12 protein-coding genes are annotated in these 12926 nt (G+C 70.2%); 5 read left to right on the forward strand and 7 right to left on the reverse strand.

Translation table 11 applies throughout. From position 1 onward, the window contains the following. The first annotated feature begins 202 nt into the window (after positions 1 to 202). The gene (locus CLT71_RS07355) at positions 203 to 1258 is read left to right on the forward strand and encodes an SMP-30/gluconolactonase/LRE family protein (protein ID WP_101366445.1); all 1056 of its coding nucleotides are present in this window, start codon (positions 203 to 205) and stop codon (positions 1256 to 1258) included. 17 nt (positions 1259 to 1275) lie between these two features. Here CLT71_RS07355 and CLT71_RS07360 read toward each other — a convergent pair whose 3' ends face one another. Further along, positions 1276 to 2463, reverse strand: coding sequence for a low temperature requirement protein A (locus CLT71_RS07360; RefSeq protein WP_101366446.1), 1188 nt, complete (start codon positions 2461 to 2463; stop codon positions 1276 to 1278). 306 nt (positions 2464 to 2769) lie between these two features. On the opposite strand from CLT71_RS07360, the gene CLT71_RS07365 reads away from it, so the two are divergent. From CLT71_RS07365 to CLT71_RS07375, 3 genes are all read left to right on the forward strand, one after another. Beyond that, the gene (locus CLT71_RS07365; RefSeq protein WP_101366447.1) at positions 2770 to 3141 is read left to right on the forward strand and encodes a YciI family protein; all 372 of its coding nucleotides are present in this window, start codon (positions 2770 to 2772) and stop codon (positions 3139 to 3141) included. Continuing rightward, on the forward strand, positions 3138 to 4367 hold the full coding sequence (locus CLT71_RS07370; protein ID WP_101366448.1) for a sigma-70 family RNA polymerase sigma factor: 1230 nt from the start codon (positions 3138 to 3140) through the stop codon (positions 4365 to 4367). The genes CLT71_RS07365 and CLT71_RS07370 overlap by 4 nt, the downstream gene beginning before the upstream one ends. A 513-nt stretch (positions 4368 to 4880) precedes the next feature. Further along, entirely contained in the window at positions 4881 to 6443 is a 1563-nt protein-coding gene (locus tag CLT71_RS07375; protein WP_199187541.1) for a non-reducing end alpha-L-arabinofuranosidase family hydrolase, read from the forward strand. 116 nt (positions 6444 to 6559) lie between these two features. Here the strand turns inward: CLT71_RS07375 and CLT71_RS07380 are convergent, their stop codons facing one another. From CLT71_RS07380 to CLT71_RS07400, 5 genes are all read right to left on the reverse strand, one after another. Then, positions 6560 to 7309 carry a hypothetical protein gene (locus CLT71_RS07380; RefSeq protein WP_143743397.1) on the reverse strand — a complete coding sequence of 250 codons (750 nt, stop codon included), beginning with the start codon at positions 7307 to 7309 and terminating at the stop codon, positions 6560 to 6562. Then, positions 7294 to 7860, reverse strand: coding sequence for an RNA polymerase sigma factor (locus CLT71_RS07385; protein ID WP_101366450.1), 567 nt, complete (start codon positions 7858 to 7860; stop codon positions 7294 to 7296). The genes CLT71_RS07380 and CLT71_RS07385 overlap by 16 nt, the downstream gene beginning before the upstream one ends. A 124-nt stretch (positions 7861 to 7984) precedes the next feature. Then, positions 7985 to 8632, reverse strand: coding sequence for a DUF2306 domain-containing protein (locus tag CLT71_RS07390; RefSeq protein ID WP_101366451.1), 648 nt, complete (start codon positions 8630 to 8632; stop codon positions 7985 to 7987). Between the two features lie 104 nt (positions 8633 to 8736). Continuing rightward, on the reverse strand, positions 8737 to 9396 hold the full coding sequence (locus tag CLT71_RS07395; protein WP_101366452.1) for a response regulator transcription factor: 660 nt from the start codon (positions 9394 to 9396) through the stop codon (positions 8737 to 8739). After that, positions 9393 to 10523 carry a sensor histidine kinase gene (locus CLT71_RS07400; RefSeq protein WP_101366453.1) on the reverse strand — a complete coding sequence of 377 codons (1131 nt, stop codon included), beginning with the start codon at positions 10521 to 10523 and terminating at the stop codon, positions 9393 to 9395. Before CLT71_RS07400 ends, CLT71_RS07395 begins: the two co-directional genes overlap by 4 nt. A 238-nt stretch (positions 10524 to 10761) precedes the next feature. On the opposite strand from CLT71_RS07400, the gene CLT71_RS07405 reads away from it, so the two are divergent. Continuing rightward, the gene (locus tag CLT71_RS07405; RefSeq protein WP_101366454.1) at positions 10762 to 12306 is read left to right on the forward strand and encodes an NAD(P)-binding domain-containing protein; all 1545 of its coding nucleotides are present in this window, start codon (positions 10762 to 10764) and stop codon (positions 12304 to 12306) included. Here the strand turns inward: CLT71_RS07405 and CLT71_RS07410 are convergent. Further along, a complete protein-coding gene (locus CLT71_RS07410) occupies positions 12290 to 12889 on the reverse strand; it encodes a nitroreductase family protein (protein WP_101371231.1) in 600 nt (199 codons plus the stop codon). The genes CLT71_RS07405 and CLT71_RS07410 overlap by 17 nt on opposite strands. Positions 12890 to 12926: the final 37 nt, after the last annotated feature.

Here is a 12926-nt window from a genome sequence, read left to right on the forward strand (position 1 = left end):
CCTGTCGCCGACGACGCCGAACGTCAATATGGACGGGCCTCACTAAATTGCCCGCCGGGTGTGGGTGCACTGGCATGCCGGACCGGGCAGCCGCGCGTCGCCACCGGGCCGGGCAGCGTGTCGACATCGACGAACACCCACCGACGACATCGTGATATACATAGACGTCGATACGGTGCCTGTGGAGAGGTGGATTCGACCGATGCCCCGACGATCCGCCCGAGCAGCCCTGTCCGGTGCCCTGACGCTGCTGACCGCCCTGACCATCAGCACCGGTGTCACAGGCGCGGCGAATGCCGGCGACACCGTACCCGCCGGCAACCCCGTGGATGGCGGGCTCCTCGCCGGCCCGACCGGTCCCTGCACCCCGGGTGCCACCTATCCGGCGCCGCTACCCGCCCCCTCCCTGACCGCCACGAGGATCGGTGGCGGATTCACCTTCCTGGAGGGACCGGTCTGGCTCGCCGGATCGGGTCAACTGCTCCTCTCCGACATGCGCGGAGGTACGGGCCCGGAGAACGTGCAGCCGTCGACGATCCGCCGGTTCACCCCGCCGGCCACCTTCGACGTGTTCCTCGACAACGCCGGCAGCAACGGGCTGGCCGTGAGCGCGGACGGCACCCGGATCCTCGCCGCCACCCACGACCAGCGCAGCGTGTCGGCGTACCTGCTGGCCGACCGTAGCCGGAGCCAACTGGCGAGCGGCTACCAGGGACGGCGGTTCAACTCCCCGAACGACCTCACCGTCCGCGCTGACGGCACCGTCTACGTCACCGACCCGAACTTCCAACGCGGCAACCGGCCGGACGAGATGGCCGGGATGACCGGGGTCTTCCGGGTGAGCGGCGACGGTGAGGTGTTCCTGGTCGACGGCACCGTGGGCCAACCCAACGGCGTCGTGCTCTCGCCTGACGAGACCACCCTCTACGTGGGCGGGTTCGCCCAGAACACCATCTTCAGGTACGACGTGTACCCCGACGGCAGCGTCGGCGGGCGTACCGTCTTCGCCAGCCTGGCCAGCCCGGACGGCGCCACGGTCGACTGCGCCGGCAACATCTACTGGGCCTCGCACACCGACGGCCGGATCCACGTCTTCGCCCCGACCGGCGAGCGGCTGGGCACGATCTCCGCGGGCCGGAACAGCACGAACGCCGCGTTCGGCGGCCCCGACGGCCGGACCCTGTTCATCACCTCCGGAACGTGGGGCAACTTCGGGCTGTACCAGATCGAGCTGAACGTGCCGGGATCGCCGTACTGACCGACGGGCGCCCCGGATCACCACCGGGTGCAGATGTTCCAACGACCGCGGTGGATCGGCCTGCCGAAGTGCGGAACGAAGGCGATCACCATCATTGCGGCGGCGATCACGGCACTCATCGCGATCGGAGGCAGCCCCTGCGTCAGTACCGCCGCCGCCAGCAGGGCGACCACGCCGATGGGCAGCCGCCACAGCATCGCCCGGAACACCACGAGCGCGTACACGCTGCGGCCGGCGAGGAACACCAGCGGACCGGCGACCACCACGGCCAGTTGGGTGGAATCGACCGCGCCGGTGGGATTCTTGACGACGATGTCCCCGGCGGCGGCGACCAGTACGACCCCGGCCACCATGACCAGGTGGGCGTAGGCGGCGATCAGTGCGATCCGACCGGGATTGGTGGCCCGGTCGATCCCGGTGGCGAAGTGATCGGCGACGTAGACGATGTAGATCCGCCACATCGTCACGGTCATCACGAAGAGCAGGATCACGGCCGCGGTCTTCAGCGACGCGAACGGCGGGTCGCCGTACAGCCGTATCCCGACCAGGATGATCTCACCGAGGGTGACGATGAACATCTGCCGGTAGCGTTCCGACAGGTGCTCCCCGCCCACCCGGAGTTCCTCGGCCCCCGACCGGCCGAGCCGGGGCAGTGGATAGCCGAAGAAGCCGACCGCGAAGTCCATGGTGATCGCGATCGCCCAGAGCACCAACCGCCACGTGCTGGGCAGGAAGGCGCCGGCCAGCCACAGCACGCCGGTCAGGCAGAACCAGACCAGCACCCGCATGGCCCGCAACCGCAGCACGTGGCCGCGCAGCGCGGTGACCAGGACGAGTCCGCGACAGAGGTGCAGGCCGACGTACGACGCGGCGAAGGCGATCCCGCTGCCTCCCTCGAATGCACTGCTGACCGCCAGTGACATCAGCAGCCCGCCGAGGAGGACACCGATGACGATCAACTGCACCAACGGCAGGCTGGGGTCGTACCAGTCGGTGGTGTACGCGGTGACCGTCCAGACCCACCAGACCGCGGCGAGCAGGACCAGGGTTTCCAGCACGTGGTCCCAGCCGAGGGCGCCGGTCAGCCGGTCGGAGAGCCGGGTGAGCGCGACGATGAGGCCCAGGTCGAAGAGGAGTTCCAGGTAGGAGGTCCGGCGGGCGGCCCCCTGGCCACGCAGGATCCACCCCGATCGAGCCTCCGCCACCGGTCCCCGTCTCTCCCGACAATTACGTCGAAATTAGTACCATGTCCACGGGGTCACCACGCCGCCTTTGCCCGTGCCCGGCTGCCGTCCGGTGGCTGCGCCCTGGCTGGCCAAAGATGCCGGCTGGCGGCGACCGCACCGGCCAGCGAGTCGGAGATGAGGTGGCGGCGAGCCCACGGTCCGGGCGAGGCGACGCTGACAAACTCGTCGGAACGTCCCCGGCTGGGATGTCAAGCTGGCGGCGGCGGCTCCGACCAACCGGCGGAAGCGGCCCGGCCCGGGCCCGCGAAGCACGAGGAGTACGAGATGAAGTTCCTGATCAGCCTGCATATCAACCCGGCCGTGCTGGACGCGCTGACCGACGAGGAGAGGGCGGCGATCGGTGACGGCCACGGCAGGTTCCTCGAGGCGCTCAAGGAGTCCGGAGAACTGATCAACACGCTGGCGCTTGTCGACCCGTCACAGGCGACCGTGGTGGCCGTCCGCAACGGCCAGCCCGTGATCACCGACGGGCCGTTCGTGGAAGCCAAGGAGTACCTGGGCGGGTTCTACCTGGTCGACTGCGAGAGCAAGGAGCGGGCCGTCGAGCTGGCGTCGCGGATTCCGGACAGCGCGATCGACGGCCTGGGCGTCGAGGTGCGGCAGGTGATGTTCGCTGACGGACAATTGGAGGCGTGACGGCACCGGCTTTCGAGGACCTGCTGCGCGAACTCGCGCCGCAGGTCCTCGGCGTGTTGCTACGTCGGCACGGCCAGTTCGAAGGATGCGAGGACGCGGTACAGGAGGCGGTGCTCGCCGCCACCGCGCAGTGGCCGGCCGAGGGGGTACCCGACAACCCGCGCGGCTGGTTGCTGACGGTCGCCACCCGTCGGCTCATCGACGAGATGCGCAGCGACCGCGCCCGCCGCGACCGGGAGTCGGCCGCCGCCCTCGAATCGGCACCCGAGGACGTACCGGACACCGACGACACGCTCGTCCTGCTCTTCCTGTGTTGTCATCCGACGCTGACCCCGGCATCGCAGATCGCCCTGACCCTGCGGGCGGTCGGCGGCCTGACCACCGCCGAGATCGCCCGCGCGTTCCTGGTCCCGGAGCCCACGATGGCGGCCCGGATCAGCCGGGCCAAGCAGCGCATCAAGGCGGCCGGCAGCTCGTTCCGGCTGCCAAAGGAGGGTGCGGAGCGGGAGGAGCGGCTACGAGCCGTCCTACAGGTGCTCTACCTGATCTTCAACGAGGGTTACACCGCCTCCTCCGGCACCGACCTGCACCGGGCCGACCTCGCGCACGAGGCGATCCGGCTGACCAGGCTGGTGCACGCACAACTCCCCCGTGACGACGAGGTGCGGGGGCTGTTGGCGCTGATGCTGCTCACCCACGCCCGCTGGCGGGCCCGCACCACGGCGTCCGGCGACCTGATTCCGCTGGACGAGCAGGACCGCACGAGGTGGGACCGTGGACTGATCGACGAGGGCACCGAGTTGGTCAAGGCCTCGTTGGCCGGCCCGGCGCTGGGGCCTTACCAACTCCAGGCCGCCATCGCCGCCACGCACGACGACGCGACCACCGCCGAGGAAACCGACTGGCGCCAGGTGCACGCCCTCTATCTGATCCTGGAACGGATCGCTCCGAATCCGATGGTCACCCTCAACCGGGCGATCGCGCTCGCCGAGGTCGAGGGTCCGCCGGCCGGGCTGGCCCTGCTCGCCACGTTGGACGGTGACGAGCGGATGGCCGGTAACCACCGGCTGTTGTCCGTACGGGCGCACCTGCGCGAGCGGATCGGCGACCCGACCGGGGCGTACCAGGACTACCGGCGCGCCGCGAAGGCCACCGCCAGTCTCGCCGAGCGACGCCACCTGGAGTCACGGGCCAGCCGGCTGAGAACGTCGGTGGGGCCGGTGTAACGCTGGGGTTCGGTTCGACAGTACGGCGCACGACCGCGCAGAACCGGCATCGATAACAGAAAACGCCGTTTGAATTTGTCGTGCGCCCCGCCCGACTCTCCCGGTCGGAAAAGTGTTATCGGCCGACCCGGAACACGTCGGGGTCGTCCGCAGTAAGCCATCCCGCCGCACGGTTCTGCACGTCGATTTACACATTGACGTCCGCCCCTTGAATCCCTCGAAACACTCTGGCAATATGCCGTACATCCGCCAGAGCGGCTCCCTCGTGTCTCACTTAATGTCCGTGAGACTGCACAGCTGGTCATGTTAGCGGTAACACTGTTCGGTTCCGGCGCCCCGAGGAGGACGGATCAGCGCGTGACCAGGCAATCCAGCCCGTCCGGTCCGCACACCTGAATGACAGACGACTGCCGGTCACCCGCGCTTTCGTGTCGTCGAAGGGAATGCGAGGAACCCCACCACTGCCACGCGTGGCGGACAGCGCCCCGGGTGGTTCGGCAAAGGAGAAAGACTATGGATGTCGTGGCGAAGGCGCCACCAGGCACGCCGGGTCCAGAACCGGCCAGCCCGGCCACACCCCGGGTCCGGCGACGCCGCTGGCGGTCCGCGCTCGTCCTCAGCGTGGTGCCGGCCCTCGTCGCCACCGCGGCGGTGGCGTTCGGTCCGGTTCCGGCATCTGCTGCGACGGTCGACACCAGCGCGTGGTATGTGCTGGTCAACCGCAACAGCGGCAAGGCGCTCGACGTGTACAACCTGGCCACCAACGACGGCGCGCGGATCACCCAGTGGGCCCGGAACGACGGCAACCAGCAGCAGTGGCAGTTCGTGGACTCCGGCGGCGGCTACTACCGGCTGCGGTCCCGCCTCTCCGGCAAGGTCCTCGACGTCTACAACTGGTCGACCGCCAACGGTGGCAGCATCGTCCAGTGGAGCGACACCAACGGAACCAACCAGCAGTTCCGGCTGGCCGACTCCGACGGTGGCTACGTCCGGCTGATCAACCGGAACAGCAACAAGGTGGTGGAGGTGCAGGGCGCCTCGACCGCCGACGGTGGAAACATCGTGCAGTACGACGACTGGAACGGCGCCAACCAGCAGTGGCAACTCGTCCGGCTCAGCGGTGGCGGTACCCCCACCACACCGCCGACGACGCCACCGCCAACCGGAACCTGCAACCTGCCGTCGTCGTACCGTTGGTCGTCGACAGGCGCGCTGGCCCAGCCGAGGTCCGGATGGGTGTCGCTGAAGGACTTCACCCACGCCCCCTACAACGGCAGGCAACTGGTCTACGCCACGACGCACGACACCGGGACGAGCTGGGGCTCGATGAACTTCGGCCTCTTCACGAACTGGTCGGAGATGGGCTCGGCCAGCCAGAACGCGATGCCGTTCTCCGCTGTCGCGCCATCGCTGTTCTACTTCGCCCCCCGCAACGTCTGGGTGCTCGCGTACCAGTGGGGTGGGCCCGCCTTCTCCTACCGGACCTCGACCGACCCCACCAACGTGAACAGCTGGTCGGCGCACCAGACGCTCTTCACCGGCAGCATCTCCAACTCCGGCACCGGGCCCATCGACCAGGCGCTGATCGGCGACGACCAGAACATGTACCTGTTCTTCGCCGGGGACAACGGCCGGATCTACCGGGCCAGCATGCCGATCGGAAACTTCCCCGGCAGCTTCGGCTCGAACTACACGACCATCATGACCGACTCGACGAACAACCTGTTCGAGGGCGTCCAGGTCTACAAGCTCCAGGGCCAGAACCGGTACCTGATGCTCGTCGAGGCGATCGGCTCGCAGGGCCGCTACTTCCGCTCGTTCACCGCCACCAGCCTGGGCGGCACCTGGACGCCGCAGGCGGCGACCGAGAGCAACCCGTTCGCCGGCAAGGCGAACAGCGGCGCCACCTGGACCAACGACATCAGCCACGGCGAGCTGATCCGCAGCAACGCGGACCAGACGATGACCGTCGATCCTTGTAACCTGCGCCTGCTCTACCAGGGGCGTTCCCCCAACTCCGGCGGCGACTACGGCCTCCTGCCCTACCGGCCGGGTCTGCTGACGCTGCAACGCTGACCGAGAACACCGACCGGCGGTGGGAGACCCAACCGGGTCCCCCACCGCCGGCCCGCTGTCGGAAAGCCGCCGGGCCGCCGCTGAAAGCCTGGGAACGTGCGCGCCCCGGCCAGCCGTCAGGGAAGTTCGGAGGGGCGGTGGCTGGTCGTACCGGCGGCGGAGTGCACGAGTACCGTGAGGTGGTCGACCTCGCCGCCCTCCGGCCCCGGCCACCAGGCCGCCCACCAGCCGGCCTTCACACTGGCCTGGAAGTGCCTGCCGTCGTCGAGCCGCACCTCCACCCCGGTGACACCCGGCCCCACCAGACCGATGATGTTCGACCACATGCCGCCGCCGCTCCCGAGGGAACTCATCGTCTCCAGGTTGACCGTGTTGGCCGGCGGGGTGGGCAGCGGCCCGCTGTCGGCAAGTGACATCGAGGCGAACTGCTCCCCGTCCACGCTGAGGCACTCCACCACGACGCCGTTGCTCTTCCGCAGGATGAGCAACGTCGCGATTCCGCGCTGCTCGGCCAGGAGCACGTCGGCCGGGCGTACCGTGGACGAGCCCCCGCCGACATCGTTCGCGCCGCACGTGCGCGCCTGCGGGAGCACCTGTTCCCCGGTGCGCGCACTGGGCGTGGCGGTCCAGGACGCGATCGCCTTCTCCGCCGCGCCCGGCAGCAGTACCGGCACGACCAGGGCCGCGACGACGCCCACCCCCAGCCAACGGCCCACCGGCCGCCGAGCCGGCTTCCGGGTCACCTCGCCGGCCAGCACCCGCTCGACGAACGCCTGCGAGCGCGCCCACTCCATCTCGGTGGGGGTACGCTCCCGGGCCGGGTCGAGCATCGACAGTTGCTCCAGATCCTTCATGCCTGCGTCCACGACTGCTGCTCCTTGAGCGGGTGAGGGCGGAGAGACGAGCGGGTGGTCGACCCGGCCGGTTCCAGGGCGGACTGGAGGCGTCGCCGGGCCCGGCTGAGCCGCATCGCGAACGTCGACCTTCGGCAGCCCAACACGACGGCCGCCTGCTCGGCGGTCAGACCGTCGAACGCGACCAACGCGAGAACCTCACGGTCCGCCGCACCCAGGGCCGCCCAGGCACGCGCCAGGTCGACCCGGGCCGCCGCACCCGCGGATTCGTCGGGGCCATCGGGTACCTGCAACGACCCCAGCCGTACGTCCAGCGCTCGGCGCCGCAACCAGCCCCGGGCCTGGTTCGCCATGGTGTTGCGGGCCACCGCGAAGAGCCACGGCCGGGTGTCGTCAGGCAGTTCGTCGAAGCGCCGCCACGCCGTCAGGAAGACCATCGACACGATGTCCTCGGCCTCGCTGGCCGGCACCCGCCGCTCGACGAAGCGCAGCAGATCCGGGTACGTCTCCAGGTGCAGGGCACGGAAACGCTCCGCCCGGCCGCCCGGGTCAGCGTCGCTCATAGGTGTTTTCCTTCGTCGTCCATACCCCCTACCTGTCCGGCTCGGCGAGGGCTGTCACAGGCCGATCCCGGCCGGAAATCCACTCCGGGCCGCATACCGTGCTGATCATGGTGGCGCCGGTACCTCATCCGGCGGCGGCGACACGCGGCCGGCGGGGTGTACGGGCCGGCCGGCGCAGGTACCACTCGGCCACGGCGAGGTTGATCAGCCATCCGGCGGCCACCAGCGCGGCGCGTACGTTCCCGTCGGGCTGTTCACCGGTCGCCGCCACGTACGGCGCGTGGGTGAACGCCTGCGTGCCGGCGCCGAGGGCGATCGCGTAACCGCGTGCCATCCACGCCCGGTGCCGGGTGAAGTCCCGACGCAGCGCGGCGGCGAGACCGAGCAGGATCGAGACGGCCATCGCCGAGCCGAAGACGAGCCGCAGCACGGCGAGTACGTCGTTGTCATGGGCCGGCAGGTCGTAGCCGAGCGTCATCCACAGCCCGGAGAGGGCGACCACGAGTCCACAGGGGACGAGCACCCGGCCGGCGAGGCGGTGCCAGCCGTGCCGGCGCAGGCTGGGCACGAACTGGAATGCACCCAGGATCGTGTAGAGCACCGCGCTGACGACGTGCGACACCACCGGCAGCGGGTCGGCGACGAAGCGCGCGTTCGCCGGGGTCACCTCCGGGCCGGTGCCCAGTTCGGTCACCCGCACCGCTCCGGCGATCATCGGGATCAGGCCAAGCAGGATCAGCGCGGCCGGCAGCCGCCACTCGCGTCTCGTCATGTCGTCGATGGTGGCCGCCGTACCCGCCCCGGCTCATCGGCACAAGGGCCGCGATCGGCCCGGCCCATGGTCGTACCCGATCGTCGTACCTTCGGCGGCAGCCGTCAACGACCACGGTGCCGGTCGGTCTCGTACGCCCACATCGCGATCTCGACCCGGTTACGTACCCCGAGTTTGGTCATCAGGCTGGTGACGTGCGACTTGACGGTGCTCAGCGTGATGTAGAGCTCGTCGGCGATCTCCCGGTTGGTACGCCCGCGCGCGACCGCGACCAGCACCTGCTCCTCCCGGTCGGTGAGCGCCTCGATCGGCTGCTTCGGCGGCCCGGCCGGCCCCGCCTCGGCGAACGCCTTCAGCAGCCGGGTGGCGACGCTCGGCGCGATCAGCGCGTCTCCGTTGGCCGCCGCGTGCACGGCCTGGGCCAGCAGGTCGGGGCCGGCGTCCTTGAGCAGGAAGCCGCGGGCACCGGCGCGCAGTGCCGCGTACACGTAGTCGTCGAGATCGAAGGTGGTGATGACGACCACCGCGAGCGGTTCCGCGACCGACGGCCCGGCGAGCGCCCTGGTGGCCTCGATGCCGTCCATTCCGGGCATCCGGATGTCGAGCAGGCACACGTCGGGACGGAGCCGCCTGGCGAGTTCGACCGCCCGGCGGCCGTCGCCGGCCTCGCCGACGACCTCGATGCCGGGCTGAGCGTTCAAGATCATGGTCAGGCCGGTACGGACGATCTCCTGGTCGTCCGCGACCAGCACCCGCACCGTCACGAACCGACCCCGGAGCGCGGCAGCACCGCCGTCACGGTCCAGCCACGGTCAGGGTTGGGGCCGGCTTCGCAGGTGCCGCCGAGCAGCCCGGCCCGTTCCATCATGCCGACCAGGCCGAAGCCGGACGGGCCGGCCGGACGGGGCTCGCCGTCGTCGCTGACCCGCAGGCGGACCAGGGTCTCGTCGGCGGCGACGCTGACCTCGATCCGGGTGGCGTGCCGGGCGTGCCGGCGGGCGTTGGTTACCGACTCCTGGGCGAGGCGGTAGAGGGCGGAGCCGACCGTCGGCGGAAGGTCGTCGAGATCGCCGCGGAGCTGCACGTCCACCGCCGGCCCGGCCCGGAAGCGGCCGGCGAGCCGCTCGATGTCGGCGACCCGTGGGCTCGGCGCCAGCTCGGCGGGCTGGTCACGGCGCAGCACCCGGACCATCGCGCGCATCTCGGCGAGCGCGCGGGACGCCTCGGCCTCGATCACCCGGAGCGCCTCGACGGCGGCGCCCGGCTGGCTGGCCGACGCGGCGATGCCGGCCTGGGCCCGGATCGCCATCGCCGACACGTGGTGGGCCACCGTGTCGTGCAGGTCCCGGGCGAGCCGCTCCCGCTCCAGCAGTTTGACCCGGTCGAACTCCCGCAGCCGGGCGGCGGCCCGGAACCGGACCGCGACTCCCAGCGTGGCGACGGCGAAGACCACCGCGAAGCCGGCGACCACCTCGCCGCCGGTGATCGAGCCGGTCAGGCCGGTGACGGCCACCTTGGCGGCCACGAAGACCGCACCGAGCACCACGTCCCGGCCGGAGCCCCAGCGGAACAGCGCGTAGCAGAGCAGGAGCATGAAGGTCGACGCGTACATGTCGCAGGCATCGCCCGGCAGCACGAGCGGGGCGACCGCGGTGAAGCCGAACGCGGTAGCCACGGTCGCGAGCGGCCGGGTACGCCGCCACAGCAGGGTGGGCAGCAGCGCGAGGGCGATGACGACGCAACCAACCCGCCACGGCAGGTCGGGCCGGAGGACGCCCTCCAGCACGATCACCGGCGCGAAGACGGCGAGCAGCGCCCAGTCGCGCCAGACCCGGGGCGGGGCGTGTGGGGCGCGCGGCTCGGCCAGCACGGCACGCAGGCGAGGGTGCACGGGACCATCGTACGAACGGCGGTGCGTCTTACAGATCCGTCCAAAGTACGACTGCCGCGCCCGCCCCGGTACCGGATGGTCGCCCGTCAGACCGAGACCGCCCCGGTGACGGCGGCGAGCGCCTCGGCGGCGTCACCGACCGCCGACGGCTTCGCGTACGGGTCGACGGGCGGCATTGACACACTCCACTATCCATTCCATCGTCGATGGACTCACCTCTTGCGTCGAAGGGTCCGGGATGGTCGACAACGAGCACAGGTACGTCATCGTCGGGGCGGGACCCGCCGGACTCCAGCTGAGCTACTACCTTGCGCAGCACCGCGCCGATTACCTGACGCTCGAAAGTGCCGACGCACCGGGCGGGTTCTTCCGGCGGTTCCCACGCCATCGCCGGCTGATCTCGCTGAACAAGGTGCACACCGACAGCACCGATCCCGAGATCCGGCTGCGCTGGGACTGGAACTCGCTGCTCAACGACTGCCCGGATCTGCTGTTCCCGAAGTTCAGCGAGGAGTATCTGCCCGCCGCCGACGACCTGGTGCGCTACCTCGCCGAGTTCCAGCGGGTCCACCAGCTCAACGTCCGGTACGGCACAACGGTCGAGCGGATCACCCGGACGGACGACGGTTTCACGGTACGGACCGACCGGGGGGACGTGCGCGCGCACTGCCTCGTCGTCGCGACCGGCTGGGGCCGACCGTTCGTACCGGCGATCAAGGGCATCGAGCACGCCGTCGGGTACGAGGACATGGTCATCGAGCCCACGGCGTACGACGGCCAGCGGGTGCTGATCATCGGCAAGGGGAACTCCGCCTTCGAGACCGCGTCGGCGATCCTCGGCCGGGCGTCGATGGTGCACCTCGCCAGCCGGCAACCGCTGCGGCTCGCCTGGAACACCAAGCATCCCGGAGACGTCCGTGGCCAGTACGGCGCCATTCTGGACAGTTACCAGTTCAAGACGTTGCACTCGGTGCTCGACTGCACCATCGACGAGATCCGCCCGGTCGACGGGCGGTACCAGGTGTCGATCACGTACACCCACGCCGACGGTGAGACGGCCGTGCTCGACTACCACGCGGTACTGCGCTGCACCGGCTTCCGGATGGACACCACGATGTTCGACGAGACGTGCCGGCCCGAGATGGTGCGGGACGGCCGGATGCCCGGGTTACGCCCCGACTGGCAGTCGAGCAACGTCGACGGCCTCTACTTCGCCGGCACGATCGCCCAGGCCCGGGACGTCAAGCACGCGTCGTCGCCGTTCATCGACGGTTTTCGGTACAACCTCCGCACGTTCACCCGGATCCTGCGCGAGCGGTACGAGGACGTCCCGCTGCCGTTCACGACGACACCTGCCGAGGCCGCGTCGCTGGCCAAACTGATGCTGGACCGGGTCAACTGGTCCTCGGCGCTCTGGACCCAGTTCGAGTACCTCTGCGACGTCTTCGTCCGCGACCACGTCACAGGCGACTTCCACCACTACGAGGACCTGCCGGAGGACTACGCCGTGCAGCGCTTCGCGGCCGTTCCGCACTGGTACACGCTCGCGCTGCGGTGGGGGCGCGACGACTACGGTGACGTCTTCGCCATCGACCGGCACCCGACCCCGGACCGGGCCCGGGAGAGCGCCTTCATCCACCCGGTGATCCGGCGGTACCGTGGCGCGGAGCTGGTTGCCGAGCAGCACCTGCTGGAGGATCTGCTCGCGCAGTGGCGGCGCCCGGACCGGCACGTCGAGCCGCTCGTCGAGTTCCTGACCAGGGATCTCACCACCGGACCATGACCTCGTCGAGGGGCTTGCGGGTCAGGTCGGGCACTCGGGCGTCCGGCGTGGGGTACCCGACCGGCATCACCACGTGCGGGCGCTCCTCCGGCGGGCGCTCGCACACCTCGTTGAGGAACCGCATCGGGCTGGGCGTGTGGGTCAGGGTCACCAGACCGGCGTGGTGCAGGGCGGTGATCAGCAGGCCGACCGCGATGCCGACGGACTCCTTGACGTAGTACGGCTTCGGGCTGTGCGGCCCCTGGTGGATCTCGAAGACGACGATCACGGCCGGCGCGGTCTCCAGGAACGGCTTGCGCCAGTCGGTGCCGAAGCCGGCGATCGCCTCCAGCCACTCCTTCGAGGCGCGGCGGTCGTAGAAGGCGCGCTCCTCGGCCTCGGCCGCCTCGCGCAGCCGGCGTTTACGGGCCGGGTCGGTGAGTACGACGAACCGCCACGGCTGCACGTTGGCACCGCTGGGCGCGGTCGAGGCGGCCCGGATGGCGGCCTCGATCACCGCGTCGGGTACGGGATCGGGGGCGAAGTCACGTACCGAACGGCGCTGCGCCATCCGTTCCGCGAACGCCTCGGCCTCGCGCACCATCTCCGCCGGCGGCCGCCGGTGATGCCGGATCGGGATC

Source organism: Plantactinospora sp. CNZ320 (genome assembly GCF_002846275.1).